The organism is Paenibacillus sp. MDV22-iso6, assembly GCF_058408365.1.
This window is the reverse complement of record NZ_JBZVDZ010000002.1, coordinates 542,841-561,556: the sequence shown is the minus strand read 5'-3', so window position 1 is coordinate 561,556 and position 18,716 is coordinate 542,841. Positions and strand designations below refer to the sequence as shown.

Annotated in this window: 21 protein-coding genes, 4 tRNA genes and 1 pseudogene; 13 read left to right on the top strand and 13 right to left on the bottom strand. The window is 48.2% G+C overall.

Going from position 1 to position 18,716, the window contains the following annotated elements; all coding sequences use genetic code 11:
• Positions 1–177: 177 nt before the first annotated feature.
• Positions 178–654 carry a glutathione peroxidase gene (locus AC4PM4_RS08760; RefSeq protein ID WP_024629320.1) on the top strand — a complete coding sequence of 159 codons (477 nt, stop codon included), beginning with the start codon at positions 178–180 and terminating at the stop codon, positions 652–654.
• On the opposite strand, the pseudogene AC4PM4_RS08755 reads toward AC4PM4_RS08760, so the two are convergent.
• Together AC4PM4_RS08755 and AC4PM4_RS08750 are read right to left on the bottom strand one after the other, a co-directional pair.
• Positions 636–734: pseudogene (locus AC4PM4_RS08755) on the bottom strand (hypothetical protein); the annotation flags it as partial. The gene AC4PM4_RS08760 and the pseudogene AC4PM4_RS08755 overlap by 19 nt on opposite strands.
• A gap of 71 nt (positions 735–805) precedes the next feature.
• Positions 806–888 (bottom strand) — tRNA-Leu (locus AC4PM4_RS08750).
• Positions 889–1,309: 421 nt separating this feature from the next.
• On the opposite strand from AC4PM4_RS08750, the gene AC4PM4_RS08745 reads away from it, so the two are divergent.
• The 3 genes from AC4PM4_RS08745 to AC4PM4_RS08735 all read left to right on the top strand — a co-directional run bounded on the left by AC4PM4_RS08745 (position 1,310) and on the right by AC4PM4_RS08735 (position 3,173).
• Positions 1,310–2,011 (top strand): urease accessory protein UreF, encoded by a 702-nt coding sequence (locus AC4PM4_RS08745; protein WP_269053667.1) that lies wholly within the window; start codon positions 1,310–1,312, stop codon positions 2,009–2,011.
• 277 nt (positions 2,012–2,288) lie between these two features.
• A complete protein-coding gene (locus AC4PM4_RS08740) occupies positions 2,289–2,492 on the top strand; it encodes a hypothetical protein (RefSeq protein ID WP_063564423.1) in 204 nt (67 codons plus the stop codon).
• 27 nt (positions 2,493–2,519) lie between these two features.
• Entirely contained in the window at positions 2,520–3,173 is a 654-nt protein-coding gene (locus AC4PM4_RS08735; RefSeq protein ID WP_063564424.1) for a nitrogen regulation protein NR(II), read from the top strand.
• Between the two features lie 25 nt (positions 3,174–3,198).
• On the opposite strand, the gene urtE is transcribed toward AC4PM4_RS08735, so the two are convergent.
• From urtE to urtA, 5 genes are all read right to left on the bottom strand, one after another.
• Complete coding sequence (gene urtE / locus AC4PM4_RS08730) at positions 3,199–3,894, bottom strand: urea ABC transporter ATP-binding subunit UrtE (protein ID WP_090953185.1); 696 nt, start codon at positions 3,892–3,894, stop codon at positions 3,199–3,201.
• Positions 3,872–4,681, bottom strand: coding sequence for an urea ABC transporter ATP-binding protein UrtD (urtD, locus tag AC4PM4_RS08725; RefSeq protein ID WP_090953183.1), 810 nt, complete (start codon positions 4,679–4,681; stop codon positions 3,872–3,874). Before urtD ends, urtE begins: the two co-directional genes overlap by 23 nt.
• Positions 4,644–5,738: an urea ABC transporter permease subunit UrtC gene (urtC, locus tag AC4PM4_RS08720; protein ID WP_063564427.1), complete on the bottom strand. Its 1,095-nt coding sequence runs from the start codon at positions 5,736–5,738 to the stop codon at positions 4,644–4,646. The genes urtD and urtC overlap by 38 nt, the downstream gene beginning before the upstream one ends.
• An 18-nt stretch (positions 5,739–5,756) precedes the next feature.
• A complete protein-coding gene (urtB, locus tag AC4PM4_RS08715) occupies positions 5,757–6,662 on the bottom strand; it encodes an urea ABC transporter permease subunit UrtB (RefSeq protein ID WP_090808159.1) in 906 nt (301 codons plus the stop codon).
• 149 nt (positions 6,663–6,811) lie between these two features.
• Entirely contained in the window at positions 6,812–8,062 is a 1,251-nt protein-coding gene (urtA, locus tag AC4PM4_RS08710) for an urea ABC transporter substrate-binding protein (protein ID WP_491613359.1), read from the bottom strand.
• Between the two features lie 260 nt (positions 8,063–8,322).
• On the opposite strand from urtA, the gene AC4PM4_RS08705 reads away from it, so the two are divergent.
• The 6 genes from AC4PM4_RS08705 to AC4PM4_RS08680 are packed head-to-tail and all read left to right on the top strand — an operon-like array spanning position 8,323 to position 13,095.
• On the top strand, positions 8,323–8,625 hold the full coding sequence (locus AC4PM4_RS08705; protein WP_063564430.1) for an urease subunit gamma: 303 nt from the start codon (positions 8,323–8,325) through the stop codon (positions 8,623–8,625).
• An 18-nt stretch (positions 8,626–8,643) separates the two neighbouring features.
• Positions 8,644–9,033 carry an urease subunit beta gene (locus AC4PM4_RS08700; protein WP_063564431.1) on the top strand — a complete coding sequence of 130 codons (390 nt, stop codon included), beginning with the start codon at positions 8,644–8,646 and terminating at the stop codon, positions 9,031–9,033.
• Entirely contained in the window at positions 9,030–10,748 is a 1,719-nt protein-coding gene (gene ureC, locus AC4PM4_RS08695; RefSeq protein WP_072734295.1) for an urease subunit alpha, read from the top strand. The genes AC4PM4_RS08700 and ureC overlap by 4 nt, the downstream gene beginning before the upstream one ends.
• Before the next feature lie 15 nt (positions 10,749–10,763).
• A complete protein-coding gene (locus AC4PM4_RS08690) occupies positions 10,764–11,462 on the top strand; it encodes an urease accessory protein UreF (RefSeq protein ID WP_063564433.1) in 699 nt (232 codons plus the stop codon).
• A 33-nt stretch (positions 11,463–11,495) separates the two neighbouring features.
• The gene (gene ureG / locus AC4PM4_RS08685) at positions 11,496–12,218 is read left to right on the top strand and encodes an urease accessory protein UreG (protein WP_053781689.1); all 723 of its coding nucleotides are present in this window, start codon (positions 11,496–11,498) and stop codon (positions 12,216–12,218) included.
• The gene (locus AC4PM4_RS08680) at positions 12,190–13,095 is read left to right on the top strand and encodes an urease accessory protein UreD (protein WP_491613357.1); all 906 of its coding nucleotides are present in this window, start codon (positions 12,190–12,192) and stop codon (positions 13,093–13,095) included. Before ureG ends, AC4PM4_RS08680 begins: the two co-directional genes overlap by 29 nt.
• Positions 13,096–13,263: 168 nt before the next feature.
• Here the strand turns inward: AC4PM4_RS08680 and AC4PM4_RS08675 are convergent, their stop codons facing one another.
• From AC4PM4_RS08675 to AC4PM4_RS08660, 4 genes are all read right to left on the bottom strand, one after another.
• A complete protein-coding gene (locus tag AC4PM4_RS08675) occupies positions 13,264–13,680 on the bottom strand; it encodes a helix-turn-helix domain-containing protein (protein ID WP_063564435.1) in 417 nt (138 codons plus the stop codon).
• A gap of 172 nt (positions 13,681–13,852) precedes the next feature.
• A tRNA-Leu gene (locus AC4PM4_RS08670) sits at positions 13,853–13,935 on the bottom strand.
• A 17-nt stretch (positions 13,936–13,952) separates the two neighbouring features.
• Positions 13,953–14,028 (bottom strand) — tRNA-Lys (locus AC4PM4_RS08665).
• Positions 14,029–14,141: 113 nt separating this feature from the next.
• Positions 14,142–14,213: transfer RNA gene (locus tag AC4PM4_RS08660), tRNA-Glu, on the bottom strand.
• Between the two features lie 307 nt (positions 14,214–14,520).
• Between AC4PM4_RS08660 and AC4PM4_RS08655 the strand changes: the two genes are divergently transcribed.
• A complete protein-coding gene (locus AC4PM4_RS08655; RefSeq protein WP_063564436.1) occupies positions 14,521–15,297 on the top strand; it encodes a DeoR/GlpR family DNA-binding transcription regulator in 777 nt (258 codons plus the stop codon).
• A gap of 3 nt (positions 15,298–15,300) precedes the next feature.
• Positions 15,301–16,197: a Cof-type HAD-IIB family hydrolase gene (locus AC4PM4_RS08650; protein ID WP_063564437.1), complete on the top strand. Its 897-nt coding sequence runs from the start codon at positions 15,301–15,303 to the stop codon at positions 16,195–16,197.
• Positions 16,198–16,254: 57 nt separating this feature from the next.
• On the opposite strand, the gene AC4PM4_RS08645 is transcribed toward AC4PM4_RS08650, so the two are convergent.
• On the bottom strand, positions 16,255–16,926 hold the full coding sequence (locus AC4PM4_RS08645; protein WP_079695276.1) for an MgtC/SapB family protein: 672 nt from the start codon (positions 16,924–16,926) through the stop codon (positions 16,255–16,257).
• A 210-nt stretch (positions 16,927–17,136) separates the two neighbouring features.
• A complete protein-coding gene (locus AC4PM4_RS08640) occupies positions 17,137–17,805 on the bottom strand; it encodes a flavin reductase family protein (protein ID WP_083584741.1) in 669 nt (222 codons plus the stop codon).
• Positions 17,806–17,906: 101 nt separating this feature from the next.
• Between AC4PM4_RS08640 and AC4PM4_RS08635 the strand changes: the two genes are divergently transcribed.
• Positions 17,907–18,605 (top strand): ArsR/SmtB family transcription factor, encoded by a 699-nt coding sequence (locus tag AC4PM4_RS08635; RefSeq protein ID WP_072734299.1) that lies wholly within the window; start codon positions 17,907–17,909, stop codon positions 18,603–18,605.
• Positions 18,606–18,716: the final 111 nt, after the last annotated feature.

The window sequence follows — 18,716 nt, the reverse complement described above, 5'->3', positions numbered from 1 at the left end:
TCTACCCATCTCATCAAAGCTCTCTAATTCTCTCTTTAGCGAAATTCAGGTAGCAAATCAGTCACAGATCATACACGACAGCTTCAAATTGAGTTAAAAAAGCAATATTAATTTTGCATTATTTAATTGTAATCAATATAATAGAAGAAAGAAGAATATGAAATGGAGGCGATTTTCATGTCAGTCTACGACTACAAAGTAAACACCCTTCGCGGTCAGGAAGTTGAAATGTCCAACTATCGTGACAAAGTACTGCTTATCGTGAATACAGCAAGCCAATGCGGCCTCACACCTCAATTCAAAGGTCTGCAAGAGCTTCAGGATAAGTTTAAAGACTCCCCATTCGAAGTTCTTGGTTTTCCAAGCAACCAGTTTGCACAGGAAAAAGGCTCTTCTGATGATATTGCCGAGTTCTGCCAGATGAACTATGGTGTTAGCTTCCCGATGTTTGAGAAGATCGATGTGAATGGTTCAAGCGCTCACCCTCTATTCCAGCACCTTACCAAAGAAGCACCAGGCGTACTCGGCTCCAAAGCCATCAAATGGAACTTCACCAAATTCCTTGTGGATCAGAACGGACGTGTTCTGAAACGGTATGCTCCCAAAACAACACCTGATAAAATTGAAGCGGACATCAAAGAATTGCTTAAATAACAAGTAAAGGCCATCCGACCCAGCAGACAGAATGAGCATGCATTCAGGGGAAACGGGTGACCTTTTTTTGTCTGGCCCATCTGTACTGTAAATAAAACAAAAAAAGAAGAAGCTTCCCATACGGGAAGCTTCTTCTTTATCGTTCTTATGATGCGGTCGAGAGGACTCGAACCTCCACGGGTATACACCCACTACCCCCTCAAGATAGCGTGTCTGCCATTCCACCACGACCGCATGTCGTAAATAATCGGCAACAAAATTGATTATACCCGGTTCATGTTTAAAAGTAAAGCATTTTTCTTAATATCATTTTAACTGCGCTTTTCCTTCCATAAATCGTATAATCTCGTCATTTTCTCCTACGAAGTGCATATGATTAAATTTGATCTCGTTTGTATACCCGATTAGGCCGATCACTCTACTTTATTTGTATTACCATCCTTCACATCCTCTTAGTATAAAGTAACTCATAAAGTTATATAAAATAACACTAAATAGATTTAATATTCAAAAAACAAAGAAACTATTGACAAAAAGCGGATATTTATGTGAATATATATATCATATAATTCGGATTTACAAACATAAAGCGAACCAAAAAGGAATATAAATGTTATTTAACATAACATTTAACGAACGTAGGAGGCGAAAGATTGTGAACCGTGGGAATAAGCTGCTCGATTATGTCAAACTGCTTGATTCCTCTATCCAGGTCGGAGGGTTCTCCCATTCCTTCGGTATGGATGCCCATATCGCTGAAGGTACCATTCGTAGTGTTGAAGATCTCGAATCATTCATGCGCTGTCAATTGCATCCCAGCATCGTGCGTCTGGAAGGTATGGCGATTAAAGGCATATACACCGCCGCAGATCACAAGGACGCATGGCGTACAGCCCTCATCGACAAACTCGTTCATGTCCAGCGCACCCCAGTCAATCTTAGAGAACATGCCTCCATTATGGGCAAACGACTAATTAAGCTAGCTCGCGCACTACACCCCTGGATTGATTTTAGCCATCTCGAACAAACGCTGGCTAAATATGAATCTGTTGGCTGTCTCCCCACTGTTCACGCCTGGATTAACCACCACCTCGAAATCCCTGTCGAGGAGGCGGTCCTTGGTTATCTGCATTCAGCCATGAGTGCCTGCATAACCGAAGCCTCCAAAATGATTCCCCTTAACACCGATACAACCCAGGACCTGCTGGTTCGCCTGGCCGCAGACCTGGAGCATGAATGGCATACCGTCAGCGCCTCCGCTGCGGATGGACTGGTACAACCAACCTCATTGTCCATGAAAACGTTGTTTCCAAGCTTTCACATGCTTGGAGCAGGGCTTCACGCATACAGAGCCTAATTCCCATCCCCTTTTTCTTCACACAACCCACCTCCTCACACAGTAAAATATAAAAAAACACGCCGCAACCTCATTGCTGGCGTGTTTTTTATGTCATTTATTTTGTCTATTTAACGCATTTACGCCATTTAACATATTAAAATACACTTATTTCCGTCTTTTTTAATTGTTAGATGACGCAAATACGTATATAATAAAACATACAGCTCGCATATCTATATATTTTACACCAAGAATAACCAGCTGAACACTACATTCCAACGAGGGGTGAACCCTTTTGAACAAAAAGAAACCTGTGACTCCTTTCGGATGGGCCATTAAACGACGACTAACCGAACTCCAGGTCGACCAAAAGACATTTTGTGAACAGTATGGCATTCCGCCATATCGTCTGTCCAATCTCATTCACGGTACCCGCAAAGCAACCCGGTTCAGGAACCAGGTCGCAGACATCTTGGAAATTCCAGATGATTTAAGATAAGATTTCTGCCAAGGAGGAGCTCATTTCATGAGATACTTAATATCCGATCTGGAGAGATTATCGTTCCAGTCCATTCAACACCAACTTATCATCGTCGATCACAACTGGATCATTCGAAGCTGCAACACCGCTTGGCAACATGGACTTGGGCAACTGCTTCCCAAACAGAGCGTAACAAGCCCCTCCAGAACAGCACCTGAACCGCCTCATTACCTTCACCTTGTAGAGGGGTGGACATTACGCGAGGAGAAAGCAAAAAATGCGAAGATTGTTCAGGAGTTGAAAAGTATCACTGCACCTTTTAAAGACAGTTATACATACGATATCTCCGTTCAAACTGCTCACAGCGAACAGCGATGGTTCCGTATGGAACTCACCCCATTGATTCAGGCCGACCCATCCCTGCTGTCTGATCTTGCACTGATTGCACACACGGATGTTACCGAACAGAAACAGACAGAACGCCAATTGAAGAAGGCTCTGTCTGAAGTGCGCACTTTGCGTGGACTGCTTCCCATCTGCGCTGTCTGCAAACAGATTAAGGATGAACAGGACAGCTGGAACTCTGTTGAAAGTTATTTGGAGAAGCACACCCATGCCGAATTCACTCATGATATCTGCCCGGATTGCATCCGAAGACTATATCCGAAGTACTCCAACATTCTGGACAAACGCTCCTGAACTCATCCTACGCCATGAACCTTAGCTAGACAGACAGATGGTGCTCAAACTGCGACATATCCAGCTCTCGCGGTGCTCCTTGCAGTGCAATTGCCCCTTTGTCCATTACATAGATATAATCTGCAGCACCGCGTACAAAATCAATGCTTTGCTCCACCAGCAAGATGGAGATCTCACCCTTTTCCTTAATTTGCAAAATGACCTGCCGGATGTCCTCTACGATGGAAGGCTGAATACCTTCTGTCGGTTCATCCAGAAGCAATAATCCCGGCCGGGCAGCCAGTGCGCGGGCAAATGCCAACTGCTGTTGCTGCCCACCACTTAGATCACCACCCTGCCGTCCATACATCGTGGCAAGCACCGGAAACATCGCAAGTACATCCTCCGGGAACATCTTTACACCCGCTGCACTTGTCTCCAGACCCAGCAGCAGATTTTCTTTTACCGTAAGCTGCGGGAATATTTCCCGCCCCTGCGGCACATATCCAATCCCCGACCTGGCCCGTTTGGCCGGATCGTGGGTGGATAATTCCTGACCTTTCCACTGAATACTTCCCTTGCGCGTTTTAAGAAGCCCCATCAACGTCTTCATCAAGGTGGTTTTCCCCACACCATTACGTCCCATCAGGCATACTACCTGACCTGGCTCGACATCCAGATTCACACCGCGCAGCACATTGCTTTCCCCATAGCCGGACTCAATTCGTTGCAGCGACAGCATGGTCATCCCTCCTTTTGCCCAGGTAGACTTCAGCCACTCTCGGATCTTCCTGCACTTCCGCCATCGTACCTTCCTTAAGAAGTTTGCCTTCATGCATCACCGTCACTTTGGCTGCATACTCGCGGACGAATTCCATATCATGCTCCACTACCACAACAGACCTTTCTCGCGCAATCTCCTGCAGTAGGCGACCCGTCTTGTGTGTTTCTTCGTCCGTCATCCCCGCTGCCGGTTCATCCAGCAGCAATACACGGGGTTCCTGCAGCAGCAGCATGCCAATCTCAAGCCACTGCTTTTCCCCATGTGATAGAGCACCTGCACGTGCGTCCACACGGTCCTGCAGACCAATCTGGAGCGTAATCTGCTCCATTGCCGGACTTATTTTTGAATACCGTTGAATACCCAGAGCCTGTAAAGGAGAACGACGAGTCTCCGCAGCCAGCGTTAGGTTCTCCTGCACGGTCAGACCAGCAAAGATCGATGGAGCCTGGAACTTGCGCCCTACCCCTTTTCGAACAATCTGGTGCTCCTTCAGACGTGTCAGATCCGTACCATCCGCCATCTTCACTGTACCGGACAAGGGCTTGGTTTTGCCGCAAATCACATCCAGCATCGTTGTTTTCCCCGCACCATTGGGGCCGATCAGAAAATGCAGATCATGTTCATGCAGCTTCAGATTCATACCTTTGACCGCAACAAAACCGCCAAATGCCACCGTAATTTCCTCGGCGACTAGAACTACCGGAACGTCAGTAGACTTTTGGTTTTTCCTGATTGACTGGAACATGCACAACCTCTCCTCTCCGTTTCAGCAAGCGCACCACATGACGATATACACCAACAAGTCCATTCGGCATGAACAAGACCACTGTTACAAAGAGCCCACCAATGACAAACAACCAACCTTCCGGATAAGCTTCACTGATGCCCGTTTTGGCTGCGTTCAGTACCACAGCTCCGATTACCGCACCAATCAGCGTCCCACGCCCGCCCAAGGCAACCCATAATACCATTTCAATTGATGGCACGATCCCCATCATGGAAGGTGAGATGATCCCTACCTGGAGCACAAATAACATACCTGCGACTCCCGCCAACGCTCCGGAAAGGGCGAAAGCCAGCGTCTTGAACCCTGCCGGGTCATAGCCAAGAAAGCGAACCCGATTCTCCCCATCCCGCGCAGCTTCAAGCACCTGACCAAACCTGCTGTTCACAACCCGGCGACAAAGCAGGTAGGCGAGCACCAGAACGGCAAGCGTTATATAGTAGAGAGCAATCGTTGTCCCTGCCGAATGAAGGGTAAAACCAAAGATCGCGTTATATCCCGTTATACCATTGGTCCCTCCCGTCCATTCCTGTTTGCCCACAAATAACGTTACGGTAATGAGGACTAACGCTTGGGTCAGGATTGTAAAATACACACCGGTGATCCGGTTACGGAACGTGAACCACCCCAGGGCAAAGGCCAGCAATGCCGGAAGGGCAATGCCCAGCAATAGCGCCACTGGGAATGACCTGAACGGCTCCCAGAACCACGGCAGACCACTAAGACCACTCCATCCCATAAAGTCTGGAAGTGTTGTACCGCTGGCTTGCAGCTTCAGATACATCGCCATGGCGTACCCACCAAGTCCGAAGAATACACCATGGCCCAGACTAAGCACCCCTCCATATCCCCAGATCAAATCCAGACCGATCGCCAGAATGGCCAGTGCCAGGAATTTCGCCAATAGACTAAGCCGGAATTCCGTGGAAATGAGTGGAGCCAGACACATCATGATCAGGACAACCGCCCAGATGATCTTCATTTTCAGACTACCCGTCTTGAGAAGTGCCGACATCATATAACCCCCTTCTTCGCATTAATCCAGACTCCGAGTCCGTATGGCAACGAGCCCACGCGGCTTCCATTGCAGAAAAGCTACTATACAGACAAATACCAGCACCTTACCGATAGAGGCTGAGGTATACGTTTCAAATAACGTATTGAACATGCCAATTCCAAGCGCACCACACACGGTTCCCACCAGTTTCCCCACACCGCCCAGTACAACCACCATGAACGCATCTACGATATAATACGTCCCCAGCGAAGGGCCAATCGGGCCAATGAGTGTCAATGCACATCCAGCGATGCCGGCAATGCCCGAACCAATCGCAAAGGTCATGCCATCCACCCGTCTGGTGGAAATCCCGAGACAGCCCGCCATGCTTCGATTTTGCATCACGGCCCTCATCCGTCTCCCGGAAGAAGTCCGATAGATGTACAGATACATGCACAGCAGTACAACAGAAACCAGCGCGATAATGAAAAGACGTTTATACGGAAACACAATACCATCCGCGATGGTCAGACCTCCGTTGAGCCAAGCCGGACTGGATACCCCTACATTTGGCGCCCCAAATATCGTTCGGGCCAATTGTTGCAGCATCATACCTACGCCCCATGTAGCAAGCAGACTGTCGAGCGGCCTCCCATACAGATGCCTGATCAGCACCACTTCCAGCAACCAGCCTATAAAAGCCGCCACACCAAAGGCGATAGGCAGAGCCACAATAAAGTAGACATCGAACCACGCTTGCGGAGCATACGAAATGAACAGGTTTTGCGTCACATATGTAGCGTAAGCGCCGATCATGATCAATTCACCATGAGCCATGTTAATGACATTCATCAATCCAAATGTAACCGCGAGTCCCAATGCAATTAGCAGCAAGATGGAGCTGATGCTTAACCCATTGAACATTTGCAGGACAAACATATCCATCGCCTTTCCCTCCTCATGCTGTGAACATCTGAAATTTTATACAAGACATCAATTCACGTTTCGCATCAACGCTTTACCGTGATGTTGTAAGAGGGTGTGTTGTCTCACCCTCGTCTGTTATTCAGCAGTTCTGACGTGAGATGCCCATGCTATTTGGTACTAAGGGAAGCGCCCCAATCGTACGTTTTCAGATACGGATCAGGTTTGACGGGTGCTCCGGAGTTCCACAATTCCTTGAACTGTCCATCTTCCTGCACTTCACCAATCCGCACCGTTTTGTAGATATGCTGGTTCTCTCCATCCACCGTCACTTTTCCTTCCGGCGCATCGAATTCCAGACCTTTGGCTGCCTCCTTCACTTTTTCAACATCAGTTGATCCTGCTTTTTCCACGGCTGCTTTCCACAGATAAACGGCCACATATCCCGCTTCAATCGGATCGGCCGTCACCCGGTCAGCTCCATATTTTTCTTTATATTTCTCTACAAATGTTTTATTTTCAGGTGTATCTGTCGTTTGATAATAGTTCCACGAAGCCAAATGCCCTTTCAGCACATCCGCACCAATCCCCCGAATTTCTTCCTCCGCCACACTCACTGACAGAGTTGTCAACTGTTCCGAAGAGATCCCGGCATCCTTTAATTGTTTGAAAAAGGCGACATTGCTGTCTCCATTCAGCGTGTTGTATACAATATCCGGCTTGGCAGCCTTGATTTTGCTGATAATCGTACTGTAATCCGTATGTCCCAGCGGTGTATATTCTTCGCCTACGACTTCGCCACCCTCAGCTGCAAGCTGAGCTTTGATGACCTGATTGGCCGTTTTTGGGAAAACATAATCGGAACCAAGCAGATAAAACTTCTTTCCCCTATTCTCCAGTAACCAGGTTACGGACGGTACGATCTGTTGATTTGTCGTGGCTCCTGTATAAAAAATGTTGGGGGATGATTCCAATCCTTCATATTGCACCGGGTAAAACAAGAGACCCTTGTTCTGCTCAAACACTGGCAGCATCGCTTTCCTACTCGCAGAGGTCCATCCGCCGAATACAGCGGCTACTTTATCCTGCTGCAGCAACTTTCCTGCTTTCTCAGCAAATGTAGGCCAATCGGAAGCTCCGTCCTCAACCACTGGCTCGATCTGTTTACCCAGAACTCCGCCCGCTGCATTGATCTCCTCAATGGCAAGCATCTCCGCATCCTTAACCGACACTTCACTGATTGCCATCGTTCCACTTAGGGAGTGAAGAACACCTACCTTAATCGGTTCTCTGGACGAAGTTGATTCTCCCGCCCCACCAGAGCCCGATGCTTCCGGCGGCGTTCCACCCTCCACACATCCTGTCAACGCAATGACTGCACCGAGCAAAACACTCCATAACTTGACCGTCCTCTTCTTCAATAGCCTACACTCCCTTTTTTTAGTCTATTGACGAACATTAAGGTCATATATGTCCGAAATGTTCGTTGATCCAAATTATGGAGGGTCACACTCACCGTGTCAATAATGCTTACACAATTTTATTTTATGCATACTCATTTCATGCATGCTGCTAATATAATTGGAACCATATTGACAAAGGGTCCACCCTGTGTGAGTATATTTAACATATAACATGATCCATGACGACATAGACTATCTAAGGGAAAGGTCGGATTACCTTGCACTGGACTGAGCAGGAAAAAGAAAAACTCCTGATTACCGTGGCTGCTAACCTCGCCCGCGAACGCAGAGGACGTGGACTTAAACTGAATGTTCCTGAAGCTATCGCATTGTTGACCTCCGAACTCATGGAACGTGCACGCGATGGGATGAGTGTTGCAGAGTTGATGAGATACGGCGGCACGATCCTGACACGCGAAGACTGCATGGAAGGTGTATCCGATATGATTCCTGAGGTACAGGTGGAAGCCACTTTTCCTGACGGAACAAAACTGGTCACTGTCCACGAACCTATACGCTGAGAAAGGCAGGAGAACTCCATGATCCCAGGTGAATATCGCTTAAAACAGGATGATGAGATCGTCTGTCATCCCGATCGCTTAACCGTGCGTCTGATTGTACTGAACCGCGGCGACCGTCCCGTTCAGGTCGGTTCTCACGTTCACTTCTATGAAGTCAATGCTGCGCTGGACTTTGATCGCCTTTCCGCTTTTGGGCACCGTCTGCATATTCCGGCAGGCACCGCTGTTCGTTTTGAACCTGGTGAAGAAAAACCGGTCGAACTCACCACATTCGGTGGCAAACGTCAGATTTATGGATTTAACGGATTAACCGAAGGATCGGCAGATCAGCCACCTGATCCACAGAAACTAGAAACATTTCTGAAGACATTTGCACCCCCTATGCAGGACGGAGGGGACCCTTTATGAAACGAATGAGCCGCGAACAATACGCGTCCATGTTCGGGCCTACAACCGGGGATGCCGTCAGATTGGCGGATACGGAACTATGGGCGGAGATTGAGCATGATTACGCTGTCTATGGGGATGAAAGCAAATTCGGTGGCGGTAAGGTTATTCGTGACGGGATGGGTCAGTCCACATCTGCCCTTCGCAGTGATGGCACACCTGATACCGTCATTACCAACGCCGTCATCATCGATCATTGGGGGATTGTCAAAGCGGACATCGGTATTCGCGATGGCTTCATCTGCGCAATCGGCAAATCCGGCAACCCGGATACAATGGATGGAGTCGATCCCGCGCTGGTTATTGGCGCATCGACCGAAATCATTGCCGGAGAAGGCATGATTGTGACCGCTGGAGGCATTGATACCCATATTCATTTTATTTGTCCACAACAGATTCAAACGGCATTATCTTCAGGAGTAACAACCATGATCGGCGGCGGTACAGGACCTGCAACTGGCACCAAAGCCACCACCTGTACACCCGGAGCCTGGCACATTCACCGGATGCTGGAGTCCGCAGAGGCATTTCCCATGAATATCGGTTATCTAGGTAAAGGCAATAGTTCCAGCACCGCTCCATTAATTGAACAGATTGAAGCCGGTGTCATTGGACTGAAGCTGCATGAAGATTGGGGCACAACGCCAAGCGCTATAGATGCCTGTCTGACCGCGGCCGGAGAACATGATGTTCAAGTAGCCATTCATACCGATACGCTGAACGAGACCGGATTTCTCGAAAATACACTGGCGGCCATTAACGGACGCACAATCCACACCTACCATACAGAAGGTGCTGGCGGCGGACACGCGCCGGATATTATTCGCGCTGCCGGAGAGTCTTACGTCATCCCCTCTTCGACCAACCCAACACGTCCTTACACACGCAATACCGTAGAAGAACATCTTGATATGCTGATGGTTTGTCACCATCTGGACCCGTCTATCCCTGAAGACGTTGCTTTTGCTGATTCACGTATTCGTCCCGAAACGATCGCGGCCGAAGACATTTTGCATGATCTTGGTGTATTCAGCATCATCAGTTCCGATTCGCAAGCGATGGGCCGGGTTGGCGAAGTCATTATTCGCACCTGGCAAACTGCCGACAAGATGAAAAAGCAGCGAGGCAAACTTGAACTGACCTCAGGCTCCCCGTCCGATAATGATCGGATCAAAAGGTATGTCGCCAAATATACGATCAATCCAGCTATCGCTCACGGCATAGGCCATCTCGTCGGTTCCGTGGAGGTTGGCAAGTTGGCAGACCTGATCGTCTGGAACCCGGCCTATTTCGGGGTAAAGCCCGAGATGGTTATCAAGGGCGGTATGATCACTTTCGCCCAGATGGGTGACCCCAACGCATCGATCCCTACGCCGCAGCCCGTATTCGGCAGACCGATGTTCGGTGCTTACGGCGGTGCACTCGCCAAAGGGTCGATCACTTTTGTCTCCCAAGCCGCAGCAGATGCAGGAATCAAGGAGATGCTAGGCTTGAACAAGCGTGTGGAACCCGTCAAAGGCTGCCGATCAGTGAGCAAAAAGGATATGATTCACAACGACGTGACACCCATCATTGAAGTCGATCCCGAAACCTATGAGGTACGGGCTGATGGCGAGCTTCTCACCTGTGAGCCCGCAGACGAATTACCGATGGCACAACGCTATTTCATGTTTTGACAAAGGGGGACACGCATGATGATGCACAGCGGCACGAAATTACTCCGTTATGTTCAACTGCTGGATTCGGCCTTGCCCATTGGCGGGTTCTCCCACTCGTTCGGTCTGGAGGCATACACTCATGACGGTAGAATACGGACCACCGCCCAGCTTGAACAATTCATTCGCGGCCAGCTTCATTCCAGCCTCGTACGGCTTGATGGTCTTGCCATCAAGGGTGTCTACCAAGCCATTGAGCAACAGGATGCCGCCCTTCTAGCCCTTTACGACAAACGTGTACACGCCCAGCGAACCCCCAGGGAACTACGGGAAAGTGGGCACAAGATGGGTAAGCGATTACTCAAACTCGCGAGATCACTATATCCGTGGATGGACTTTTCTCTAATCGATGAAGCCGTACAGGAACACGGTGCATTTTGCGGCATTACAACCATTCACGGCTACATCAATTATCAGCTGGAAATTGGACTGGACGAAGCCGTCACCGGACATCTGTACACCTCAGTTAATGCTTATGTAAATAGCGCTCTGCGTCTTCTGCCCATCGGGCAAACCGAAGCACAGATGCTTATCCAAAAACTTTTGAATGATATTGATTCTGAATGGTCTCAAATTCGGGATAACGACCCGGAAGACATGCACAGCTTCGGTATTGCCCAGGAAATCTATGCTATGCGGCACGAGAGCCTGCCAGCCCGTCTGTTTATGTCCTAACTACATTAATTCAAAACCAAGGAGGAATTTGTTATGTGTGGAGGAGCTAATCATACGCATCATGCGGAATGGGAACGTAAGGTATTTGATCGGAGTCGCCCGATGCGAATCGGAATCGGTGGGCCGGTAGGTTCAGGAAAAACGGCCCTAGTAGAGAAGCTGTCCAAGGCACTGCGTACACGCTACAGCCTGGCCGTTATTACCAATGATATTTACACAAAGGAAGATGCCGAGATTTTGCTGCGTCAGAATGCGCTCGCGCCGGAACGTATTATCGGTGTAGAAACAGGAGGATGCCCACATACCGCTATTCGCGAGGATGCTTCAATGAATTTTGAAGCCGTTGATGAGTTGATTGAACGCTTCCCGGACTTGCAACTGATCTTTATCGAAAGCGGCGGCGACAATCTCTCTGCTGCATTCAGCCCTGAACTGGCGGACGTATTCATTTACATTATTGATGTGGCTCAAGGGGAAAAACTGCCTCGCAAAGGCGGTCCAGGTATTACACGTTCTGACCTGCTACTGATTAATAAGACCGACCTCGCCCCTTATGTTGGCGCAAGTCTGCAAGTGATGAAGGATGATACTGAACGGGTACGCGAAGGACGGCCTTATGTGATGTCGAACCTGATGAGTGGTGAAGGGGTATCCGAAATCGTCCATTGGCTTGAACATCAATATATGGATGACGATGCTTCCGCTGCGCATCTGCATACCCACACTCATGAGCACGGAACGACTCACAGCCACTAATCCTTCTTCCTCTTCACATGGAGTTGAACATGGACCGAACCGCAGTACCGGAGAGGCCGTGATACGCCGCAGCGAGCTTCGGGCCACTTTCGCCCTCCAAGGCGGGCGCACCGTCATGACCGATCGGTATTATAGCGCCCCTCTGCGGTTCAGTCGATCCTTTCGACCTCCGGGTGGCGGAGATGAATTATGTGTATACACCTCAGACGTCTCTCCAGGCGTGCTGAACGGTGATCATTATCGATCCGAATGGCAATTGGGCCAGAACACTCACTTAATGCTAAGCAGTACATCAGCCACGAGGCTTCATCCAACACCTACTGTTCCGTCATCTGTGAACCATCACTTTCGACTGGAGCAAGGAGCGGTGCTGGAGTACTTCCCTGAATGCGTTATCCCGTTTAAAGGCAGCTCATCATCACTCACCACGACCTTTGAGCTGGGTGAACAAGCAATACTTGCGTATGCTGATATCTGGTCCGCTGGACGGATTCATCGGGGAGAAGTCTTTCAGTTCAAGCGATATCGCAGTCTGACAGAAATCTGGCAAGGGAAGCAATTGGCCGTATGGGATCGCTTCGGGCTCGAACCAGAGTCGGACGATCCAAAATCATCCGCAGCGTTGTTAAACTACACCCATACTGCAGCTTTATGGATGATTGCCCCCGGATTGGGCGCAGTACAGTTGGAGTCCGTACGGTCCATTCTTCCCCCAGATGGTCGCATGCTTGCCGGGGCTAGTTTGCTCGCTACAGGCGGGATTGGTGTTCGTTTGCTCGGAATGGCTGCTTGGGAACTTCAGGAGCAATGCCTTCAGATCTGGAACACCCTTCGCTCCGATCTTTTGGGTAAACCTAGCCTCACATTCCGCAAGTGAAGGCTACACGTCTATCAGACTAACAACTTTCGGAATCGCATGTTCATGTTGCAACGAGTTTCAAAGAAAAAAACCTCTGGACCACTCTCCGACGGGTTTCGGATGTGTTCAGAGGTTTTTTTATATACGGAGATAATCCAGTCAAGTCGTAGCTTCCACTAACTTGTACTACAACAGATCGTCTCCTTTGGGCTTATCTTCTCCCTTGTAACGAAAGTCGCCTGAATCTCTGCTTTCCTTGGATTTACGATAACGGGTAAATTCAATATATTCACTGATAAAAGACTGTTCCACAGTCGATAATTCGCTTTCTTGGCAATTCAATTGCCGCAACACGTCAAAAAAATAATCCTCCCGTTTTTCCCGTACCATCGCCTCCTTGGATGGACGCCCAATCATGAGCCAATCAAGGCTCACATCAAAAAACGAAGCAATCTCAATTAGTTTATTCGTACTCGGAATAGATTTACCGCGTTTCCAGTCACCCAGATTGCCCGTGCTGATCTTCAGCTGTTGGCAGAAAGCCTTCTTGGTCATTCCTCGTTCGGCAATCAGGTGTTCAATTCGCTCATAGATCGACTGCATACAGAACCGCCTTCCAACCGTAATAATCAATACATGTACCTAAATTATACCACAACCTTCCTGAATCCTCAGCCTTTTAATCCCAGGAATACGTTCTGGTATTTCTCATAACACAAAGATAGACTCCCATGAATAATCATGAGAGTCTATCTTATAACGTTTGTTACTGTGATGCGGTCGAGAGGACTCGAACCTCCACGGGTATACACCCACTACCCCCTCAAGATAGCGTGTCTGCCATTCCACCACGACCGCATATTCAATTGTAAAAATGGTGAGCCATGAAGGGCTCGAACCTTCGACACCCTGATTAAAAGTCAGGTGCTCTACCAACTGAGCTAATGGCTCTTGCTGTAACTTCACCGAATGTGTGTGTGCCATGCGTAACTCTTTTGTATAGGAGCTATGACTTTTTGAGGATTCCTCATCAGGATTGTACATCCCTGAGGTGGTGAAGATAATGACCCGTAGGGGATTCGAACCCCTGTTACCTCCGTGAAAGGGAGGTGTCTTAACCCCTTGACCAACGGGCCTTGTAAACAAGTTGTCTTTCTTGGCGACAAGAATGAGTATATCATAGGCCAACTTAAATGTGCAACACTTTTTTTCAAACTTTTTTTATGCACTCCTTTTCCCCTTCTCCATGAGGTCAAGAGCGTTGCTCACGCCTGAAATGTCTTTCACAAATTTATCATCGTAATCTTCGCATTTTGTTAAATTAATATCAAAAAACTTAAATACACTTACATTCACTTATAATATTGCAAATATCATTATTAGTACTTATAATTAACCTATCAGTTATATACACGGTCAGCTACGTATAAGGAGGCGGCACGTTTGTTTCAGGAAGAACGCATGCAGCTGATTATTGAACATTTGCGTAAACACAATCGCATCTCAGCTGATGATATTGTATCCCTCTTTGACGTTTCCCGGGACACAGCACGAAGGGATCTGATCAAACTCGAAGAACAGGATGCCATTATCCGAACGCGCGGCGGTGCAATTCTCCCCGTTCCACCAGACGAGCACCGATCCTATAAAGATCGTTTGCTCCACATTTCCAATGAAAAAAGAGCTATTGGCAAGCTAGCCGCTGCTATCGTCCGCCAAGGCGAACACATTATTCTGGATTCTTCCACTACAGTGCAGACTTGTGCCGAAAATCTAAATGGCAAGTCCTGTACTGTCATCACCAATTCCATTTATTCAGCTGATCTTCTCTCCAATCATACTGCTGTCGAGATTCGTTTGCTGGGCGGCAAAGTCGATAAGGAGCAACGTTATGTCTATGGTACTTCAGTGATTGAAACTCTTTCCCATTATTATGTAGACAAAGCCTTTATCGGCATTGGCGGAATTACGATGGATGGCTTCAGTGCCTCTGAAGAAGAAGGAAAGATCAAGCACAAAATGATGCAGGCTGCAAAACAGGTTATTGTACTTGCTGACCATTCCAAGTTTGATAAGCGTTATGGTTATCGTTTTGCGGACTGGTCACTCGTTGATATGTTAATTACAGATCAATGGCCTTCCCAAGATTGGCGGACTTTTCTAGCCGAGCAACAAGTCGAGATTCTCATTCCTGAACCTACAATTGAAAAGGAGTTGTAACATATGAAATTATTTGCTACCGATTTAGATGGAACCCTATTGAACAGAGATAGTCAGATCAGCCCGGAAAACGCAGCTGCAATCCATAAGGCGCAACAAGAAGGATTGAAGATTACGATTGCTACAGGTCGGGTCTATTCCGACGTATTAACTATAAGCAGCGAAGGCGGAATTAACACACCAGTCATCGGCTCCAACGGAGCTACCATCCACGATGCCAACGGTGAACGCCTATTCCATCTTCCACTTGAGCGTGAAACGGCAGCATCCGTCATGCAGTGGCTGGAGGATCATCATTGCTACTACGAGGCCTCCACACAACAGGGTATTTACGCTCCTATAAGCAGCCACGAGGCGATGCTCGCTGAGATGGATCGCATCCTGGGTTCGAGTCCTGGGGAGGATATTGAACGCCTTATTCGAGCTGTTAAGAAGCACTATGACAAGAAAGACTATCACCGCGTAAACTCCCATCAGGAAATCCCTTCCGAAGCTTACATTTACAATATTATGGCCTTTTCAATGGATCCGGCTCAATTGCAGCAGGGACGCGAATACTTTGCTTCTCGCTCCGATGTAGCCATGGTGGTGTCCTCTGAACACAACTTCGAAATGCAGCATCCTGATGTATCCAAAGGTAACGCCTTAAGCAAACTGGCAGCTCATCTGAACATTTCCATGGAAGATACAGCAGCCATTGGTGATAACTTCAACGATGTATCCATGCTGAAAATGGCAGGACTCGGTATTGCCATGGGCAATGCTGAACCGGAGATTAAGGCGCTTGCCAAGGCTATCTCTTTGACCAATGTGGAGCATGGTGTCGCACATGCCATTCAGTGTGTTCTTGAAGGCAAGCCCGTTTCCCGGCCGGAGACCGTCGTTGAAGGCGGTCAGTAATCGATTGTCGTGATAGCTCGGCATTGCGCGACATAACGAACCAGCGATAGCCTGGGCTCACCTCATATCAACGGATCGAACGTGAGGCACATCCTGTAATAAAACAATTAATTGCTCGGCCCTATATGATCCAGGCAGTTGCAGAGTGAATTCAAGTACAGTCTCCTCCCCGGAGTCTGTGCTTATTTGCTGTTCTGTTTTGAACCCAACCACCGAGATTTTCTCCTGTCCAAGCAAAGCCAAAACGGTTTTGAGGGTGTCCCCTTCCTTTAGCAGTCGAATGGTCAGCGTCTCTGTTCTCGCGGACACCAACCAGCGTGTCGGCCGATGCAGCAGCATCTGTGCCACTACAATAAGCAGCGTTACCCCAGCCCCAGTCCAATACAATCCCGAACCCACAGCCAGTCCCATTCCTGCAGTCGCCCAGATTCCCGCCGCTGTCGTCAATCCCCGGACCGTGTGGCGCTGTGTGAAGATCATCCCGGCTCCAATGAAGCCAACCCCACTGACCACCTGTGCGGCAATCCTGGATGGGTCAAGCGAGAGATTCGCCCAGCCTGCCTGATCCTGAAAGCCATACTTAGATACAATCATCATCAATGCTGCACCCACCGCAACAACAAAGTGTGTACGTATCCCCGCTTCCTTCATTCGGTTCTTGCGCTCATATCCGATCAACACGCCGCATATGCCAGCTATGAGTACACGCATTAAGTATTCCATTTCCATGTTCATCACCCCTCTTATGTATATGCTTACATGTATCTTTCTTTACTATTTACCCAATCCCTGCCTAATAAAATAACCGAATTCTTTGATTACTCGCATGAAACCTTAATGAAGCCTCATATAGACAGAAAGAAGTAGCACCACAACTGGCCCCACTTCATATATTCTGGATTACTTATTGGTAGTCTATGCTATTTCAGAATCCACAAATCACTTCTCTGCCCGAAAACTCTCCCCATACCTTTCTCCAAGTCCATAATAGTGTCGGAAATTATAAATTAAAGGGTTCCACTTCTCTGGGTTAATCTTGTTCAAACCTGAAATCAGTCGGGTATGTGCGTGTACCTTCAACGCTTTCACTTCCACAATCGCCATGAAAGGTGTATGTTCGGGAATACGAATGTGTTGTACCGCGGCTTCAATCTGGAGCGGACATTCCGCTATTTTATTCGGCTCAACCTGAACTGAACTTTGGGGTGTCAGTCCAGAGACGGCAAATTTATCATCGCAAAACTCAAATCCCATCCTCCTTTTCTCCTCTGGAACGGGATATATTCCGGTATAACGCCCCAGTCCCTCAACCTGCTCCCACATGGATGCATCCGGCAGATTAATCACACATTCGGGATGACGACTCAGGTTCTCAAAGGCTTTGCCCTGAATACCGACTCCAAGTACCAAGCAGTCTCCAAGTGCCCATGATGAAGAAAGGGGCGACAAGTTTGTCGTTCCATCTTCATTTAACGTGCTCAGCAGCAATACCGGTGTGCCATAGTACAAAATACTTGGATTTATCACCTCGTGCTGTATCAATTCGCTGGTCCAGCCCCGTTGATGCTCTGATCCAAACTCTTCTTGCGTTCTATCATTGGTATACATTGTTTCTTCCTCCATTCTTCAATCCATCCCTTCCATCTCTTAGGTTGTAATTCATGCATGATTGAATTGTATTACACCAATAGTTAAGGTATCATCGAAGTATGAATACCTATCCGAATATTTCTGTGATTGCATCGTTAATTGCTGATCCCAGTCGTGCTATTTTTTTGGAAGCTTTGTTGGATGGTCGTGCGCTTCCTGCCGGCGAACTTGCATACATGGCGGGTGTTACTCCTCAAACAGCAAGCAGTCATCTCGCCAAGCTGGTAGAAGGCGGGCTGCTCGTCGTTGAACAGCAAGGACGACATCGATACTATCGTCTCGCAGGCAAAGAGGTTGCTTTTCTGATTGAGACGATGGGAAGTATCGCCGCACCAGTACAAGTGAGATCCCTCAAACAGTCCAACCAGCTTCAACACCTAAGCTTTGCTCGAACCTGTTATGGGCATCTGGCCGGAAAATTGGGGATATCGTTGTGTGAAGCTTTATTACGGGAAGGTTATCTCGAAGAACCTGAGGATGAGCAGGCCAAGGATTACCACATTACAGAGAAAGGGATTCAATGGTTCACTTCTTTTGGCATTATGCTTGAAGGGAAAGCCGGATCACGCCGCGCTGTGGCTCGCAAGTGTCTGGATTGGAGTGAACGTCGTCACCATATCTCCGGAGTACTGGGAGACGAACTGGGACGCCGCTTGTCTGAGCTGGACTGGACCCGCCAGAAGGAAGGCAGCCGTTCGGTGGAAGTCACGGAAGCTGGCAAGAAGGGTTTGTACGAGGTATTGGGCATTTCATTATAGGGACGCAATCGGGCATTCTTTCTTGTACATTGGCAAAATGACGATACATCAAAAATCCCCCTCCTGAGTATCCGTTAAAGGTTACTGAGGAGGGGGATTATGTTTTGTTCA

Bases quoted from the DNA above. Each gene is read 5' to 3' on its own strand.
- AC4PM4_RS08760 (WP_024629320.1), top strand. From the start codon at position 178: ATGTCAGTCTACGACTACAAAGTAAACACCCTTCGCGGTCAGGAAGTT.
- AC4PM4_RS08735 (WP_063564424.1), top strand. From the start codon at position 2,520: ATGAGATACTTAATATCCGATCTGGAGAGATTATCGTTCCAGTCCATT.
- urtE (WP_090953185.1), bottom strand. From the start codon at position 3,894: ATGCTGTCGCTGCAACGAATTGAGTCCGGCTATGGGGAAAGCAATGTG.
- urtD (WP_090953183.1), bottom strand. From the start codon at position 4,681: ATGTTCCAGTCAATCAGGAAAAACCAAAAGTCTACTGACGTTCCGGTA.
- urtC (WP_063564427.1), bottom strand. From the start codon at position 5,738: ATGATGTCGGCACTTCTCAAGACGGGTAGTCTGAAAATGAAGATCATC.
- urtB (WP_090808159.1), bottom strand. From the start codon at position 6,662: ATGGATATGTTTGTCCTGCAAATGTTCAATGGGTTAAGCATCAGCTCC.
- AC4PM4_RS08700 (WP_063564431.1), top strand. From the start codon at position 8,644: ATGATCCCAGGTGAATATCGCTTAAAACAGGATGATGAGATCGTCTGT.
- ureC (WP_072734295.1), top strand. From the start codon at position 9,030: ATGAAACGAATGAGCCGCGAACAATACGCGTCCATGTTCGGGCCTACA.
- AC4PM4_RS08690 (WP_063564433.1), top strand. From the start codon at position 10,764: ATGATGATGCACAGCGGCACGAAATTACTCCGTTATGTTCAACTGCTG.
- ureG (WP_053781689.1), top strand. From the start codon at position 11,496: ATGTGTGGAGGAGCTAATCATACGCATCATGCGGAATGGGAACGTAAG.
- AC4PM4_RS08680 (WP_491613357.1), top strand. From the start codon at position 12,190: ATGAGCACGGAACGACTCACAGCCACTAATCCTTCTTCCTCTTCACAT.
- AC4PM4_RS08675 (WP_063564435.1), bottom strand. From the start codon at position 13,680: ATGCAGTCGATCTATGAGCGAATTGAACACCTGATTGCCGAACGAGGA.
- AC4PM4_RS08650 (WP_063564437.1), top strand. From the start codon at position 15,301: ATGAAATTATTTGCTACCGATTTAGATGGAACCCTATTGAACAGAGAT.
- AC4PM4_RS08645 (WP_079695276.1), bottom strand. From the start codon at position 16,926: ATGGAAATGGAATACTTAATGCGTGTACTCATAGCTGGCATATGCGGC.
- AC4PM4_RS08640 (WP_083584741.1), bottom strand. From the start codon at position 17,805: ATGTATACCAATGATAGAACGCAAGAAGAGTTTGGATCAGAGCATCAA.
- AC4PM4_RS08635 (WP_072734299.1), top strand. From the start codon at position 17,907: ATGAATACCTATCCGAATATTTCTGTGATTGCATCGTTAATTGCTGAT.